Origin of the sequence: Bacillus sp. FSL R9-9530 (assembly GCF_038008145.1) — a bacterium.
Classification (GTDB): Bacteria; Bacillota; Bacilli; order Bacillales; family Bacillaceae_G; genus Bacillus_A; species Bacillus_A mycoides.
Map to the genome: position 1 here is coordinate 3,529,278 of NZ_JBBOYO010000001.1, position 17,449 is coordinate 3,546,726.

The following is a 17,449-nucleotide window of genomic DNA, read 5'->3' on the forward strand; positions in this document are numbered from 1 at the left end:
ATATGGTTTCAAAAAAAGAAAAGGCTTTCCTACCATGTAGGAAAGCCTTGTATACAAGTTATTCTATAATAACTTATGCTACATCACTTTAAAGTAACTCCCTACGCTGGCATTATCCAGATCAGGTTGAGGGTCGATGTATACTTACATCCTCTCAGCCAATTGGCTCCCCGGTTCTTAATTCGTTTTCATTGTAGCATGATTTATTTTATTGAACAAACAAAAGCGTACATATCATTTCATTATTTTTGGAAAATATCCAACTTCTTCACCATGAGCTAATAATTGCTGAATAAATTCTTTATTAATCGCTGGCACTACCAGTTCTTTTTTCTTAATCCATTCATTCGTTCTACGAGTACCCATTACAATTTCAGATTGCTGTGCTCCATCTCCTGCAACTTGAGAAGCAATTAGCTCTGCTATTACTTCATTTCCCTTCGCTAATTCAAGCCCGGTATTTACATATTCCGAAAGTGGAACCATTTCAAGGTTGTATCCACATCCCTCAATTAGCTTTATAAAATGTTCAAATTCAACTTGACATGGGTGACAGATGTGTAACATTTCTCCAGCTATTTGTGAATCTTGTACATATGTTACAATCGATTTACTAGCAAAATCAATTGGTGTAAAATCAATTTTCCACTTTACATTCGGAGCTTGTCCAATAAGTAACATCGCTTTAATCAGACGATAAAATGCATTTCCTTCAATATTTTGTTGGAACCTTCCTGTTTCTGAATGACAAGCTAAGTTACCCGCACGATAAATATTTCCTCGTACACCATCTTTTATCGCTTCACGAACAAGGTTTTCTGCCTGTAGTTTACTATTAGAATACACATTCTCCAACACCACATCGTAGTTAAAATCACCTGTTTTTTCATATATATCCCATTGATCCATCGCTAATTCTATCGGAATACCAATTGTTGAAACAAAGTGGAATGTCGCTCCTTCTTCAGTTAACGCTAGCATACGACCCGTTCCTTGCACATTCACATTTTCAAACTGAGCCACATCTCCAAAATGTCTTACATCTGCACCACAATGAATTACAGTATCAACCTTGGAACGAATGACTTTAAATTCTTCCTCACTCATACCAAGATTCTCTGCCCCGAGATCACCAGGTACTGCTGTTATGCGTTGTAGCCATTCTTTTTTTATATTTTTAAAGTAATTTGTTAATGTATTAACAATTCTTTGTTGTATATCTTGCGTTGGTCTTACTAAGCAATAAATATGTGCTGTTGTATCTTTTAGTAATTCATGCAATATGTGAGAACCTAAATAACCAGTAGCTCCTGTTAAAAAGATATTTGAAACTTTACCGCTTTTCACTTCTTTTATATGTGAAATTGTTGCTGGCTCATGAATTACTTTATATTCACGGAATATGTCTTCTTCCTCTACTTTTAATTCCCTTTGAATTTGCGATAACCTATATATTGTGCGTTCCTGGAAAAAGTCTTGAATTGTTAAATGCGGGAAATCCTCTTTCAATAGAGTTAAAACTCGTAATACCTTTAACGAATGCCCACCAACTGTAAAGAAGTCGTCATGGACACTAACTTTCGAGACGCCTAATACATCAATCCAAGCTTTTGCTATTTTTGCTTCCGCTTCAGTAGATGGTGCGATATATTCTTGTGAACGAACTGGCTCATACTCTTCTTCCAGTTGTGCTAATCGCTTCACATCAACCTTTTTATTTGGTGTAAGTGGCAGTTCATTAATATAAATTAACTTAGATGGCACCATATAATCTGGTAATTGTTCTCTTAAATCGTGTATTAAGGTTTCCATAGCAACTTCATTAACAGTTGTATAGAAAGCGACTAAATAATGACTACCTTCTTCACTTTTCTTCGTAAATACAACCGCATCTTTTATCATTTCATATTTTGCAATTGTATTTTGGATTTCACCTAGTTCAATTCGGTGTCCTCTAATTTTCACTTGATTGTCTTTACGGTGTAGAAATTCAATATTTCCATCTTCCAATACTTTAACAATATCACCTGTTTTGTATATCCTACTATCATGTTTTAAAGGGTGTGGAATAAACACTTCTTCTGTTTTCTCTGGCTTATTAAAGTAACCTTTCGCGATACCTACTGACTCTATATATAATTCTCCTGGAATACCAATTGGACAAACTTTCATATTGTCATTTAATATCCAAACTTTATAATTATCCGCTGGCTTCCCAATTGGAATACTAGCAAATTTATCATTTAACTCCTCTGGAATTGGATAAGTAGTTGTTGTAATTGTACATTCCGTCGGACCATATGCATTATTCAATTGAACATGAGTACCAATTCTCTGTCGCCATAATTTCACTACTTCAGCAGTAAGCATTTCTCCACCAACTGCAATTCTCTTTAATGAATCCAACTTATATTTACTTTCATCTGGAAGGTATGTTGCTACTTGTTGTAAGAAAATTGTAGCTAATCCTAAAATAGATGTTGCCTTTTCTTTATAAATTGCATTTGCAAAAGCATCGACTGAAAGTCTTTGCTCATCTAATAAAACATATACATTTCCACCACAGAACAATGAAGCAAATAACTCCCAAATAGACGCATCGAAACTAAATGATGGGAACTGTGCAAAAATATCTTCTTCTGTTAATTCATAATGTCTTTGCATCCATGTACATAAATTAACTACCCCGCGGTGCGCAAGCATTGTTCCTTTCGGGTTTCCTGTAGAACCTGATGTGTAGATCATATATGCAATATCATCAAGATGAATTGACAATTTCACATCTGCATCTGAAAATTTTTCAATATCATAAAGAGACAACTCGCGAATGCCTTCATACGGAATTTTTGTTTCTTTTGTTAGCACTAATTTCGATTGGCTATCCTCAATAATATACTGCACCCGATTGGCAGGATAATCTGGATCGATTGGAATATACGCAGCGCCTGCTTTTAAAACCGCTAATAAACTTACTACCGTATCAATACTTCGCTTCATAAAGATACCAACATAATCGCCTTGTTTCACTCCATTATGTAATAACATATGAGCGATTTGGTTACTCCTCTTATTTAGTTGTTCATATGTTAATGTTCCTTCTAAAGAAGATAAAGCTATACGATTTGAAAACTTCCTTACTGTTTCATAAAACATATCGGAAATACTCTTATTCGGATATGGTACTTCTGTATGATTTATCTCTTTATATATTGCTAACTCTTCTTCTGGAATAATATCCATAGCTACAATACATTGCTTCTCGTTTGTAATTCCTTGCTGTAATACATACTCAATTTGCTCTATATAACGAGTCGCTGTTTTTTCTTCCAATTGCATTTTATTATAAGAAACCTCAAAGTAATTATTCTTTAATTCAATAAAGTTCAACTGACTATTTCTATTCTCTTTTCCTACTGTAACTGCAGGTTTCCCCCATTTTCCTTCATCATATTGTAATAATACTTTTTGTACTTCTTCCATGTTTTCTAACTGCACAATTTGATCATTAATTTCTACTTTTAGCTCTTCATAAGAAAGTTCCTCTGAAATCGTAATACATAACGGATAACTACTCTGTTCCATATAATGAGGAATCACTATACATTTTTCATTACTAACATGATGCAACCATACAAAAGTAGCGACTATTATATCTAACTTACTATGTTCGATCGCTTGTATATCCTCAATTTTCATCTGCTTATATTCGTTTACTTGAAAATCCTTCGGTATCATAAGTGGTTCATAATTTTGTTGCAAAAATTGTTCATATCTCTCCACATATGAACGTTTTAAGAAAATACTCATACTGAATCCTCTCGCTCTCCATAAAATAAAGTGAAACTTTAATCAGTGGGGGTGTTCATCCCCTACTGATTAAAGTTTTACCTCTAACATCCTTAAATTTAGATATTAGACTATTAATTAAAGAAATAAAGGTGCAGATTATATCTACACCTTATATTTTTTATTAACTTTTAAATTCTCCAATCAACTCTTGTAACTCCTGTGAAAGCCAACTTAAAGATGTAGCTAATTCTGCAATATCTTGTACTGATATTTCTTGCTCCTTCATACTTTCTTCAACATTACTACTGCTATTCGCATAAGTATTCGCGATATGTGATAATTCATTTACGACTTGAACGATATTCTGGCTATTTTGTAAAATATCACCTGAGTTGCTAGAAACAGCCCTAACTTGATCTGTAACAGACTGTGCTGACTTTGAAATTTTCTCGAAGAACGCACCACTACTTTGAACAAGAGTAATTCCAGATTCTACTTCTTTTGAACCTTTCTGCATTGAAACTACAGCCTCTTCTGTTTCAGTCTGCGTTTCACTAATTAATTTCGCTATATCTTTCGCTGACGTTTCAGTTTGTTCTGCTAATTTGCGCACTTCATCAGCAACAACTGCAAACCCTCTTCCAGCTGCTCCAGCACGTGAAGCTTCAATAGAAGCGTTTAAGGCTAATAAATTTGTTTGATTTGAAATACCTGTAATTACAGTTACAATATCACTAATTTCTTTTGACCTTGTTTCTAACGAATAGATGATAGAAGATAAATCTTGTACTGCATTTTGGATTAAACTCATTTGATTAATGATTTGTCCAATGACTTCATTACCTTCAATTGAATGTTGCTCCATACCTTCTGAAGCAACTGCAACTTGTTTCGCAGCCCCAGTTATCTCTTCTACCTTATTTTCCATTCCATGTACAATTCCTAGGCATTGTTGTACTGAAGTTTCTTGAGATTGCGCTCCTACTCTTAAACCTTCAATAGAACTTGCAATCTCTTGAACTGCCATACTGTTTTCCTCTGTACTTGCCGACAATTCTTGTGAAGAAGAAGAAACTTGCTCAGCAGTCTGTCTTACTTTATCTATAATCCCTTTAAATTTATCAATCGTGTTATTGAAATATATATTAATAATTCCAATATCATCTGGTCTTTCTTTTAATTTAATACTTAAATCACCTTCACCAATCTTACGTAATCCCTCTCGTAAATCTTTTAATGGAGCTAACGAGTGACGTACGATAAAGAATTGAGTAATAGTTGCCATTGCTAATGAAATAATAATAAAGAGTATACCCTGTATCACAAAATTCTTCTTTGTACTAGGAACGATAGAAGCATCTAAGTCAGCCGCAACAATTGCAACAATATTGTTTTCTCCATCTGTAATTGGCTCTAATATTGTCACCCACGAACCTAATTCATCTTCATATACTTCTGTCATCTGAGCCTTTTTCGTATCCATCACTTTATCGTATGCATTCATCCAATGAGCGGGTTGTTCATAATAATCTCCCGGCTTTACAGGGACTGCATTTGTTAACTCTGTAGTCAAACCAACGAGTTGTAACTCTCGCTTTTCATTCGCTTTTGCTCCTGTAACATACGTTTGTCCAACACTTTTCAATTCTTTTGACACTTCATCTAATTGCCCTGTTAACTTTTCTTTTTTCACTCTTTCGGCTGTAGGATCTTTCGTCATGTCTCTAACTAATTCTACATCCAGTTTTTTTAGCACTATCTCTCCCGTTTCAATAGACTGTCTTTCAAATAAAGACATCATACTATTTTGAAACATGTTGAAGCTTAATGCACCCATACTTCCAACAAGCGTCAAAATAACTAAGACAGTTAATAAGACGTTCTTTTGAAGAAATGATAACTTATGCCAATACTTTTTCACTAATATTCACCTTCCTTAATTATCAAAATTAAAAACAAAAAAACAAAATATACGAATATTTTGTTTAGAAATGATTCTCAATATGTTCGAGAATAAAAAAAGACCAATGTAAAAGCATTGGCCAAGACCAACCCTATCCGTCCGGTAACTGGCTAGCATAGCCTTTCGACCTTAGCTCCTGTAGTTTTGCGTCCTCATGTTTCCATCAGTTTGCCTTTCTCGCTGAACGAGTTGAACGATATGGGAGTTCTATGAGAATTACAATATTCTCTTTCAAAGATTACAACATAAAAATTAAAATGTCCACCCATTTATACATATAAATATAAAGTTTTAACGGATTATTTTTTTGAAATAATTTAACAAAGTACGTGAATGTTACATTTCTTGTGTTATATAATAAAAAATGTATATAATACAAGGATTATTTCGGATCATTACTTATTTTTCATTCAAATCAAACTATTCGAATATATCTTAACTTACGAATTTCGGAGGTAGTTTATCATGTTTTGGCTACAATTTCTTACGTTACTAATCTGCATTTTTATTGGTGCACGCCTGGGCGGAGTTGGTCTAGGAGTAATGGGTGGCGTTGGTATGGCAATACTTGTTTTCGTCTTCCACTTACAACCTACAGCTCCTCCTATTGATGTAATGCTTATGATTTTAGCAGTAATTACAGCTGCCGGTGCTTTGCAAGCTGCTGGAGGAATGGATTACCTTGTCTACCTTGCTGAGAAAGCATTACGAAAAAATCCAAAGCGTATTACATTTTTTGCTCCTATTGTTACTTATTTATTCACGCTATGCGCGGGAACTGGTCATGTCGCTTATTCTGTACTTCCCGTTATCGCCGAAGTATCTCGCGAATCAGGAATTAGACCTGAACGACCAATGTCAATTGCCGTTATCGCTTCCCAGCAGGCAATTACAGCTAGTCCAATATCGGCTGCAACAGTTGCACTTTTAGCAATGTTAGCCGACTATAAAATCACCTTGTTAGATATTTTAAAAGTCAGTATCCCTTCTACTTTTATTGCTTGTATGGTAGCTGCATTCGTTGCTAGTAAAATGGGAAAAGAATTAAATGAAGACCCTGAATACTTGAAGCGATTAAAAGAGGGAATGATCCCTAAACTTGAAGAGAAAAAAGAATTTGCGGGTGTAAAAGGCGCTAAATTATCAGTTATCCTTTTCCTAGTAGGAACTTTCCTTGTCGTACTTCTTGGTTCATTTGAAGCCCTTCGTCCGGGATGGATGGTTGACGGGAAGTTAGCTCGTCTTTCCATGCCAAACACAATTGAAATGGTCATGTTAACCATTGCTGCTCTCATTATTATTTTCTGTAAACCAAATGTGGAAAGCATTGTAACTGGTAACGTCTTTAAAGCAGGCGCAACAGCAGTTGTTGCTATTTTTGGTATCGCTTGGATGGGAGATACTTTCTTCAACGGAAACTTAAATATAATTCAAGGATCAATTCAACACTTAGTGACAAGTGCACCATGGCTATTTGCTATTGCACTATTCATTCTATCTATTTTACTGTATAGCCAAGCAGCAACAGTTCGTGCTTTAGTGCCACTTGGACTATCACTTGGTATTCCGCCGGCATTACTTATTGCGATGTTCCCTGCAGTAAATGGATATTTCTTCATTCCAAACTACGGGACAATCGTTGCTGCAATTAACTTTGACCGTACTGGTACAACAGGAATTGGTAAATATGTTTTAAATCATAGCTTTATGATTCCGGGCCTGATCGCAACCTTTACTTCTATTGGAATTGGAATGCTCTTAATTTCAATTATGTTTTAAAGAAAAAGCACAAACCTTTATTTAAAAAGGTTTGTGCTTTTTTAATCAAACGTTTGTTTAAACTTTTTTGGCAGTCTATTCCTCCATATAGCATTTAAAATATTACATAGGCTTTTTCTACAAACTCTTATTTACTTCCTCAACTAATTTCTTCGTACCTTCATACGCAGATTCCGCTAAGCTAATCGCTGAAATAACTGAAACACCATCCGCACCCGCTTCTATAACAGAAGCTGTATTTTCAATCGTAATCCCACCAATCCCAACGATCGGTATTGTAATCTCTTGTTCCCTAAAATACTTTAGACCTTTCGTTCCTTGAACCGCTTTTGTATCTTTTTTCGTACTCGTCGGAAAAATTGGACCAACTCCTAAATAATCGGCTCCATTTTCAATCGCCCAGCGTGCTTCTTCAATTGTATGTGTAGATACTCCAATAATTTTATCACCCATTTTTTCACGAACAGAAGTAATTCCTTCATCATCTTGTCCAACATGCACGCCATCTGCATCTAACTCGAGGGCTAGTTCCACATCATCATTTACGATGAATGGTACATCGTACTCCTTGCAAAGCGCTTGCAGTTCTTTCGCAAAATCAATACGTTTCTCTCCCGTTAAAGCCCCTTCTCCCTTTTCACGAAATTGAAAAATTGTTATACCGCCTTCTAGTGCATCCCTCAATACTTGTAGTGGCTCCTTCGTACAATTGTTACTTCCCATAATAAAATATACTGGTAATAACCTAGACATTTCATCCATTGTAATGCGCGACATCTAGTTCCCCTCCTTACTATATAAGCTCAATCTTCCCATACTTCTCAATATCATCTGAAGTTGTATTTGCTAACTGATTTAAAAATTCAATTTGGAAACTACCAGGTCCCTTCTCCACTGTCTTAGCAGCTGCCAGTTCCGCAGCTACACCATAAAACGTTAATGCCGCTACTGCTGCCTTTACATAATCCTTTTCTACCGCTACAAATGCTCCTATTACAGAAGTTAGTAAACAACCTGTTCCAGTAACTTTCGTTAAAATAGGATGGCCATTTCGAATAAGAATAGTTCGCTCTCCATCTGTAACAACATCTTCTTCTCCAGTAATTACCGCAACTGTATTTAAGTCATCCGCTGCCTGTTTTGCAATATTTACAACATTACCGTTGCCAGTACCAGCATCTACACCTTTAATTTCCCATTTCTCGTTAATAACGTTAGCTATTTCAGCTACATTTCCGCGAATAACAGCTAAATCGATTTCAGCTGGAATATATCTCGCAACTTCTGTTCGATAAGAAGTTGCTCCTGCCCCAACTGGATCAAACAATACTGGTACATCATTCGTATTTGCTGATTTACCAGCAAGTAACATCGCTTCTACCTCTTCAGGACGAAGTGTACCCATATTTAAAACAAGGGCTCCCGCAATGCTAGCCATTTCTGCTACTTCTTCTTTTGCATACGCCATTACAGGTGATGCTCCTAATGCTAACAAACCGTTTGCTGTAAAATTTGTTACAACAACATTTGTAATATTATGCACGAGTGGATTAGACTCTCTCACCAAATCCACTACTTTACTAATTTCTTTCATATTCATCCTTTTCATCTCCTAACTATAGTAATGGGAGATACACAAAAAGGCACTTTGCGCGTACGCAAAGTGCCTGAACATGTGCTTTTACACTCTCCCTACGCTGGCATTATCCAACAGGTTCAAATGGTCAATGACGGACTAGTCATACTCTCAGTTTGCATCCACAAACTCCCATGTGTTTATTATTCATCTACTTCAAAGTCTACTCTTATTCTAGTAAAATAACAAGTTCTTTACTTTTATAGAATGATAGAGATCAGAACTCTCCTGGTTCAACCATTCTTCGCCTTTATATAAGTAAAACTCTCACACGTATATTTCACCACAAATAACTCAAACCGTCAGCAAGACTGAATAGAACAAAGATGTATGCTATATTTAACGTATGGAAATTTGAAAGGATGTTTTTAAATATGGCAAAAAGTATTGTAATTGCTGAAAAACCTTCTGTTGCACGTGATATCGCACGTGTACTGAAATGTGATAAAAAAGGGAACGGCTATCTTGAAGGTAGTAAATATATTGTTACTTGGGCTTTAGGTCATCTCGTTACATTAGCTGATCCAGAAAGCTATGATGTGAAATATAAACAGTGGAATTTAGAAGATTTACCAATGCTACCGGAGCGTTTAAAACTAACCGTTATTAAACAAACAGGGAAGCAGTTTAACGCTGTAAAAAGTCAGCTTCTTAGAAAAGATGTAAATGAAATCATTATAGCTACTGACGCCGGTCGTGAGGGAGAGTTGGTCGCACGCTGGATTATCGATAAAGTTAAAATGCAGAAACCGATTAAACGTCTATGGATTTCATCTGTTACCGATAAAGCAATTAAAGATGGCTTCGCAAATTTAAAACCAGGAAAAGCATATGACAATCTATACGCTTCAGCTGTCGCACGTTCAGAGGCTGACTGGTATATCGGACTTAATGCGACTCGAGCATTAACTACTCGCTTTAATGCCCAACTAAATTGTGGTCGTGTTCAAACACCTACTGTAGCCATGATTGCAAGCCGTGAAGATGAAATCAAACATTTCAAAGCTCAAACTTACTATGGTATCGAAGCTCAAACAGCTGAGAGATTAAAGCTAACTTGGCAAGATACAAAAGGAAATAGCCGTAGCTTTAATAAAGAAAAAACTGATGCAATCGTGAACAAAATTAGTAAACAAAATGCTACTGTTGTAGACATTGATAAAAAACAAAAGAAATCGTTCGCTCCTGGTCTTTACGATTTAACTGAGCTACAACGTGATGCGAATAAAATATTTGGTTACTCTGCGAAAGAAACATTAAACATTATGCAAAAATTATATGAACAGCATAAAGTTTTAACGTACCCTCGTACAGATTCACGCTATATTTCATCTGATATTGTCGGAACACTTCCAGAGCGTCTGAAGGCTTGCGGAGTTGGAGAATACCGTCCTTTAGCACATAAAGTATTGCAGAAACCTGTAAAATCTAATAAATCATTTGTTGATGATAGTAAAGTAAGTGATCATCACGCAATTATTCCAACAGAGAGCTATGTAAACTTCTCAGCTTTCACAGATAAAGAACGTAAAATTTATGACTTAGTTGTAAAACGTTTCTTAGCTGTTTTATTCCCGGCCTTTGAATATGAACAACTAACATTGCGCACGAAAATTGGTGACGAAACGTTCATCGCACGCGGAAAAACGATTTTACATGCTGGTTGGAAAGAGGTTTATGAAAATCGATTTGAAGATGATGATGCAAGCGATGATGTAAAAGAACAAATCTTACCTCGCATCGAAAAAGGCGATACATTAAACATAAAACTAATTGTCCAAACATCAGGTCAAACGAAAGCACCTGCACGTTTTAATGAAGCAACATTACTTTCAGCGATGGAAAACCCAACAAAATACATGGATACGCAAAACAAACAACTTGCTGACACGTTAAAGTCAACTGGTGGATTAGGTACTGTAGCTACACGAGCTGATATTATCGACAAGTTATTCAATTCGTTCTTGCTTGAAAAACGTGGTAAAGATATTCACATTACTTCAAAAGGCCGTCAGTTACTTGATTTAGTGCCAGAAGAACTGAAATCTCCTACACTAACTGGTGAATGGGAGCAAAAGTTAGAAGCTATCGCTAAAGGAAAATTAAAGAAAGAAGTATTCATTTCAGAAATGAAGAACTATACGAAAGAAATTGTTGCTGAAATTAAATCGAGTGATAAGAAATATAAACACGACAACATTTCAACGAAGTCTTGTCCAGACTGTGGTAAACCAATGTTAGAAGTAAACGGTAAAAAAGGTAAAATGCTTGTATGCCAAGATCGCGAATGTGGTCACCGTAAAAATGTATCCCGCACTACAAATGCACGCTGTCCTCAGTGTAAAAAGAAACTAGAACTTCGTGGTGAAGGAGCAGGCCAAATTTTCGCATGTAAATGTGGCTATCGTGAGAAACTTTCTACATTCCAAGAGAGACGTAAAAAAGAATCCGGCAGCAAAGCTGATAAACGCGACGTTCAAAAATATATGAAACAGCAGAACAAAGAAGAAGAACCATTAAACAATCCATTCGCAGAAGCATTAAAGAAATTAAAATTTGATTAAACAAAAAGGTTCCTACCACTATCGGTAGGAACCTTTTATTTTTAATGAATAATTTTACTTCCTTTTGCGTTCTCAACAAACTTTTCACTTGATTTGTTAATTGGTGTTTTCAGTAATAATGCAGCCACAACCATGATTACTACGAAAGCACTTAACACAAGTAAATCTCTAGTTACTATATCCCAAAGCATTCCACCTACTGTTTCACGAATTGCACTAATAGCATATGTGAATGGCAAGAACGGATAAATCGCTTGGAAGAATGGTGGTGTCATTTGAATTGGGAACGTACCGCCCGATCCTGCTACTTGTAGTACAAGTAAAATAATCGCCATCGATTTCCCAACGTTTCCGAAAATAGAAACGAGTGAGTACACGATACAAACAAATACTCCCCCAATAAATAAACTAAATAACACAAACCAGAACTTATCGACTACGTACGTACCGAGTAAGAATATATCTCCCATTGATACGATAAACGCTTGTGAAAGACCTATCGTTAAGAATGTTAATAAACGTCCGAAGTAAACTTCATGGCTCTTATAATTCGCGCCCTCTTCGTGTACTTCTACCGTTAATAATGAAACCATTAATAATGCGCCTACCCATAATGCAAGCACTGTATAGAATGGTGACATTGCTGAACCGTAGTTCGGCATTGCAAATAATTTATTCTCTTTTAAATTTACTGGATTTGCAAAGTAGTCACTTTGCTTTTCAACATCATTCTTTAATAAGCGTATGATGTCTTTTATATCCTCTTCAGATTCAAAATCACGAATTTTATCTGCTAATTCTTTAATCTTTTTCTCAGTCTCCGGCATTTCAGCTTTAATGTCTGCTAATTTCTTTCTACCGTCTACTAAGCCTTTTGATGAATCTTCTAGTAATTTTTTAACATCTGGAAGCTTTTTGTCCGCATCATTTAAAATTTGAGTTGTATTTTTCGACATCTCTTTTGTACGAGCAATTGCTGTATTGAAGCCTGGTACAATTTCTGCATCATACGTCGATAATACATCTGCTAATTGAGCTGCTCCGCCTTTCGCAGCATTGTTAATACTTTCAATTACATCTTTTGTCGGTTTCTGGCCATTGTTAAGAAGTGTAATACCCTTATTCGTTGCCTCTACACCTTTTTGTAAACTGCTTTTCGCTTTATTTAATTTTGCAATTCCATTATTAAGGTTTTTATCACTATTTACATCTGCTAAAACCTTATTTGTGCTTTCTAGAACGGGAATCATATCATCAATTAAACCGATTCCAGATTGGAATTGACCATTTAAGCTATTTAAAGCTACTTTTGTTGAATCTAAACCATTAACACCTTTATTTTGTATATCTTCTTTTGCTTTTTGTAAATCTGCTTTAGCACCTTCAAGGCCATTTTTCGCTTTATCGTAATCTGCTTTTGCATTATCATATGCTGCATTTGCATCAGCTTTAGCTTGATCTACTGTACTAACTGCTTTTTGATAATCTGCTACAAATGTTTCATTATAATCTTTTTCAGCTCGATCGATTAAAGCATTTGTTTCATTTAGTTTCTGATTGATTCCATCTCGCACATCTTGTTTTACTTCTTGACCTGTGCTAATCAAATCATTTAAACGTTTAAATCGATTATTTAAATCTTGTTGTCCATCTTTAATAGCTGTTAAATGCTCTTTTCTTGTTTTAAAGAAATTTTGCCCAAACTCAGTTTGAGCTCCTTGCTCTAAACGAGCCATAACATCAATTACATAAGAGAGATTGTCAATATGCGTTTGAAGATTATTAGATATAGTTGAAATATTTTTCTTAGCTATCTCTGGGTCAACGCTCCCATTTTGCAATCCATCCATAACACTTTGTGCATAAGCTGTTCCTGCACGGGATGAACTTAAAACATTATTGACTGTTTGATTAATATTTTGCGCTATATTTTTATAACCATCACTATTCAACTTAGAAAGGTCCGGTCTCGCTGGAAATTCAGGCAATCCATTCATTCCAGACAAATCAGGAATAGCTAAATCCACACCCGGATTCATTAAAAAGTCAGTAAATGCAGCTGCGCTATCCATAACACCTTTGGCTGCTACTAAATCATTTCTTATCGTCCCTGGAGCATTTTTCAATGTTTGATCTTGATTCGCAAAGAACTTATCTAAGTTTGCCAATGCTTCCTGCCCATCATTTATTACACTCTCTACAACAGGTAGATCTTTTTGTGCTACTTTCACGATATCTTCCGCTCGAGTCGCATCATCTAACGCCTTATCCATAAGTGTATTCATTTCTGGGAACTGCGCTTCTAATTTAAATACAAGATCTTTTACTTTTTCGATGCTTGGTAAGTTTGTTTCTAAATCGATTCCAAGGTCATTGAAGATTTTAAAAATCTCACCGTTTGCTGTTTTAACAAAGTTTTTACTAACCTCTTCTGTAAGACCCGATGCACCTTTAGCTGTAATTTTCGGTGCAATCGCATTTACTTTTTCATTTACATAGTAATCAAGTTCTGGTTTCTGTGGATTTTCATTCAAGACCGTTGCAATCTTTTCAGAAAAATCTTTTGGAATAGTAATACTTGCGGAATAATCTCCACGCTCTACTCCATAAATTGCTTGCTTTTCATCAACAAACTTCCACCCGAAATTTTTGTCCTTCTTAAGTGAATCTACAATTTCTTCCCCGATGTTAATATCTTTCCCTCTTAAATTTGATCCAACATCTTGGTTAGAAACTGCAATTTGGATTCCTTTCGTATTTCCGTAAGGATCCCAAGAAGCTTTAATGTTAAACCATGCATATAACGATGGTAAAATCATTAACCCTAAAACAATAACAATTGCAGCCCAATGTTTGGCTACATTCCGTAAATCTGTCTTATAAATACGCCAAATTTGTTTCATAAAAGTTATCACCTAATTATATATTTTTCCTTCTTTAGAAAATGATACATACATTTTGTAATTATATCACTTTCTACATCGTGGATTAAACGAAAACATACTATTTTCCCCATTAAATATTTCACTTACTTCATTATATAACGAAGTAAAAAAAGTATGCATACAAAATGACCAAATTAGTTTTACATTCAATAATAACAAATATATAGGAAATGTCATAAAAAATACAAGTATTTTCTCTTGGGAATACTTGTATTTATCAAAAAAACCTCACAGCTTTTCATTATCTGTGAGGATTTCTTCTATTATATATCTAATTGTACTTCTACACCGAAATGGTCAGAAATTACATTTCGATTTGCTCCATTAAAAATGACTTTTGAAGAATTAACTGTTTTACTTTGATTGCTTAATATTAGGTCGATTCGTAAGTTTTGTTTATTTTCATCCCAACCAGCAATCTCTCCTTGGACAGTTGTTCCTTCATCCTTCTCTATCGCTAGTTCATATGTGTCATATAAACCTTTTTGCATCATATACTCATAACCCTCTCCTTCCAAACGAGCATTGTTATTAAAATCACCCATTAAGAAGGAAAGTTCATTGCTATTTACACGCTCCATTAAACGATCAACTTGGTCTTTGAATGATTCTTCTTCATCATTCCACCAACCGAGATGGCAAGAATAAAACGTTATATTCTTATCATTATAAGCAATTGTTGCACTTACAATTTTGCGTGTTTTCCAATACGTTGTATCCTTATTTTCTGAGACAAAGAACGTATCTTCCTTTACAATGTTGTGCTTTGTTATAATTGCTAATCCTTCTTCGTACACATTATATCCAATATGAGAGAAATCCCAAATAATATTGTATTCTTTTACATTTAATGCTCTTAACTCTTCTAGCAGTAAAAGTCCAAAATTATCTTTTTTCTTGTTACCGCATACATTTTCAGCTTGTATAGACTGACTTACTTCTTGCAATGCGATCACATCATAATCTTCTTCTTGAATTGCTTTAGCAAGATACTTTATTTTTTCAATTTGATTCTCTTCTTGCCAAGAGTGACAATTTAAAGTTAGCAATTTCATATTATTACGCACCTAACATATCTTGAATATCTGACTTTAATACGTCAGCTTTCGGGCCATATACTGCTTGTACACCTTTATCTTTTACAATAAGTCCTAAAGCACCATTTTGTTTCCATTTTGCTTCTGGTGCAACGGCATCTAAATCTTTTACTGTTACACGTAAACGTGTCATACAAGCATCTACGTCAGCAATATTATCTTTTCCGCCCAATAAATCAATAACTTTTGTTGCTAATGAACCATCTTGTACATTTCCTGTTCCTTCTGTTGACTCATCTTCATTATCAATATAGTTACCTGCACGCCCTGGCGTTGGTAAATTGAATTTTTTAATTAAGAAGTTGAATAACGTAAAGTTAAGGCCGAAGAACACTAATGAAACAATGACAAAGTTGATTAAATCTCTCGTTAAACCTGCATTGATCATCATTGGTGTACGTGTAATTAACTCAATAAATCCAAATGCATGAACACGTAAATTAATTAAATCCGCTAATGCGAATGCAAGTCCTGTTGTAATTGCATACACAACATATAATACTGGTGCAATAAACATGAACATGAATTCAATTGGTTCTGTTACACCTGTTAAGAATACTGCTAATGCAGCTGATAAGAACATTGGTTTATATTTTGCACGTTTTTCTTTATCAACATTACGGAACATCGCAAACGCAATCCCCATTAACGCTGCCGTTGAGCCGATAACTTGTCCAGCTTTGAAACGAGCTGGTACAACGTTATTTAATAAATCGTTATATGCTTTCGTATCTCCATTTGCTAATAAGTTATTTAAATCTGTAATCCATGCAAGCCATAACGGATCTTGTCCCGCTACAATTTGTCCAACCTTTGAGCCAGTTAACATCGTATATGTTCCGCCTAGCTCTGTGTAGTTCATCGGAATTGTTAACATATGATGTAATCCAAATGGTAATAATAAACGTTCTAACGTTCCATATACAAACGGTGCAATAACTGGTGCACTATCTTTAGATGCTGCAATCCAGCGACCAAATTCATTTAATCCACTTTGGATAAATGGCCATACAAGTGATAATACAATCGCAGTGACTGTAGACCAAACAATTACAACGAATGGTACGAATCGTTTTCCATTAAAGAATGCTAATGCCTGTGGCAGTTTATTATAATTGTAGTATTTGTTATATAAAGTAGCTCCTAAGAAACCTGTGATAATCCCTACGAAAACTCCCATGTTTAATGCTGGTGCACCAAGTACAGAAGTAAAGTAATCTTTTACAAGTAAATCTCCTGCTAAAAATGAAGAAACTGTCGCTTTTGAATCCGTTAACATTTGAGCGTTTACGCCAAATATAGCTCCTGTAATTCTGTTTGTTAAGACGAATGCTAATAGTGCTGCAAATGCACCACCTGCTCGATCCTTCGCCCAAGATCCCCCAATTGCTACTGCGAATAAGATGTGTAGATTTGTAATAATTGCCCAACCGATGTCTTCCATTACTCGAGCAATGGTATGAACTGCGTTAACATCCCCAGCAGACATCCCAATTAACTTACCGATGGAAATCATTAAACCAGCTGCTGGCATTACAGCTACAACAACTAGTAACGCTTTCCCGAACTTTTGCCAAAAATCAAAAGACGTAATTTTCATCTGTTTTTCCTCCCCTTTATTTATAACAACATAATGATTTAAATTATAATTTCTGTTTCTCTTATGAAAACGATTC

9 protein-coding genes and 3 riboswitches are annotated in these 17,449 nt (G+C 35.3%); of the genes, 2 read left to right on the forward strand and 7 right to left on the reverse strand.

Annotated elements, in window-relative coordinates; genetic code table 11:
- Nucleotides 1-81: 81 nt before the first annotated feature.
- Nucleotides 82-183, reverse strand: a riboswitch (TPP riboswitch).
- A gap of 51 nt (nt 184-234) precedes the next feature.
- Both MKX66_RS17725 and MKX66_RS17730 read right to left on the reverse strand, forming a co-directional pair.
- Nucleotides 235-3,807 carry a non-ribosomal peptide synthetase family protein gene (locus MKX66_RS17725; RefSeq protein WP_227495838.1) on the reverse strand — a complete coding sequence of 1,191 codons (3,573 nt, stop codon included), beginning with the start codon at nt 3,805-3,807 and terminating at the stop codon, nt 235-237.
- Nucleotides 3,808-3,970: 163 nt separating this feature from the next.
- A complete protein-coding gene (locus MKX66_RS17730) occupies nt 3,971-5,710 on the reverse strand; it encodes a methyl-accepting chemotaxis protein (RefSeq protein ID WP_078204733.1) in 1,740 nt (579 codons plus the stop codon).
- 140 nt (nt 5,711-5,850) lie between these two features.
- Nucleotides 5,851-5,935, reverse strand: a riboswitch (cyclic di-GMP riboswitch).
- A 282-nt stretch (nt 5,936-6,217) separates the two neighbouring features.
- Here MKX66_RS17730 and MKX66_RS17735 point away from each other — a divergent pair.
- On the forward strand, nt 6,218-7,531 hold the full coding sequence (locus MKX66_RS17735; RefSeq protein WP_002091236.1) for an anaerobic C4-dicarboxylate transporter family protein: 1,314 nt from the start codon (nt 6,218-6,220) through the stop codon (nt 7,529-7,531).
- Between the two features lie 117 nt (nt 7,532-7,648).
- On the opposite strand, the gene thiE is transcribed toward MKX66_RS17735, so the two are convergent.
- Nucleotides 7,649-8,308 (reverse strand): thiamine phosphate synthase, encoded by a 660-nt coding sequence (thiE, locus tag MKX66_RS17740; RefSeq protein ID WP_341086826.1) that lies wholly within the window; start codon nt 8,306-8,308, stop codon nt 7,649-7,651.
- A gap of 16 nt (nt 8,309-8,324) precedes the next feature.
- Entirely contained in the window at nt 8,325-9,131 is an 807-nt protein-coding gene (gene thiM, locus MKX66_RS17745) for a hydroxyethylthiazole kinase (protein WP_341086829.1), read from the reverse strand.
- Nucleotides 9,132-9,203: 72 nt separating this feature from the next.
- A riboswitch (TPP riboswitch) is annotated at nt 9,204-9,313 on the reverse strand.
- Nucleotides 9,314-9,541: 228 nt separating this feature from the next.
- Between thiM and topB the strand changes: the two genes are divergently transcribed.
- Nucleotides 9,542-11,731, forward strand: a complete 2,190-nt coding sequence (gene topB / locus MKX66_RS17750; RefSeq protein WP_002124971.1) for a DNA topoisomerase III — start codon at nt 9,542-9,544, stop codon at nt 11,729-11,731.
- 41 nt (nt 11,732-11,772) lie between these two features.
- Here topB and MKX66_RS17755 read toward each other — a convergent pair whose 3' ends face one another.
- The 3 genes from MKX66_RS17755 to MKX66_RS17765 form a co-directional block, all read right to left on the reverse strand.
- Nucleotides 11,773-14,634 carry a YhgE/Pip domain-containing protein gene (locus MKX66_RS17755; RefSeq protein ID WP_341086831.1) on the reverse strand — a complete coding sequence of 954 codons (2,862 nt, stop codon included), beginning with the start codon at nt 14,632-14,634 and terminating at the stop codon, nt 11,773-11,775.
- Between the two features lie 305 nt (nt 14,635-14,939).
- Nucleotides 14,940-15,731: an endonuclease/exonuclease/phosphatase family protein gene (locus MKX66_RS17760; protein ID WP_341086833.1), complete on the reverse strand. Its 792-nt coding sequence runs from the start codon at nt 15,729-15,731 to the stop codon at nt 14,940-14,942.
- A 4-nt stretch (nt 15,732-15,735) separates the two neighbouring features.
- Entirely contained in the window at nt 15,736-17,373 is a 1,638-nt protein-coding gene (locus tag MKX66_RS17765; RefSeq protein WP_002016687.1) for a PTS transporter subunit IIBC, read from the reverse strand.
- Nucleotides 17,374-17,449: the final 76 nt, after the last annotated feature.

What these genes read in the sequence shown, in the direction of transcription:
- MKX66_RS17725 (WP_227495838.1), bottom strand. Translation starts at nt 3,807, where the DNA reads ATGAGTATTTTCTTAAAACGTTCATATGTGGAGAGATATGAACAATTT.
- MKX66_RS17735 (WP_002091236.1), top strand. Translation starts at nt 6,218, where the DNA reads ATGTTTTGGCTACAATTTCTTACGTTACTAATCTGCATTTTTATTGGT.
- thiE (WP_341086826.1), bottom strand. Translation starts at nt 8,308, where the DNA reads ATGTCGCGCATTACAATGGATGAAATGTCTAGGTTATTACCAGTATAT.
- thiM (WP_341086829.1), bottom strand. Translation starts at nt 9,131, where the DNA reads ATGAATATGAAAGAAATTAGTAAAGTAGTGGATTTGGTGAGAGAGTCT.
- topB (WP_002124971.1), top strand. Translation starts at nt 9,542, where the DNA reads ATGGCAAAAAGTATTGTAATTGCTGAAAAACCTTCTGTTGCACGTGAT.
- MKX66_RS17755 (WP_341086831.1), bottom strand. Translation starts at nt 14,634, where the DNA reads ATGAAACAAATTTGGCGTATTTATAAGACAGATTTACGGAATGTAGCC.
- MKX66_RS17760 (WP_341086833.1), bottom strand. Translation starts at nt 15,731, where the DNA reads ATGAAATTGCTAACTTTAAATTGTCACTCTTGGCAAGAAGAGAATCAA.
- MKX66_RS17765 (WP_002016687.1), bottom strand. Translation starts at nt 17,373, where the DNA reads ATGAAAATTACGTCTTTTGATTTTTGGCAAAAGTTCGGGAAAGCGTTA.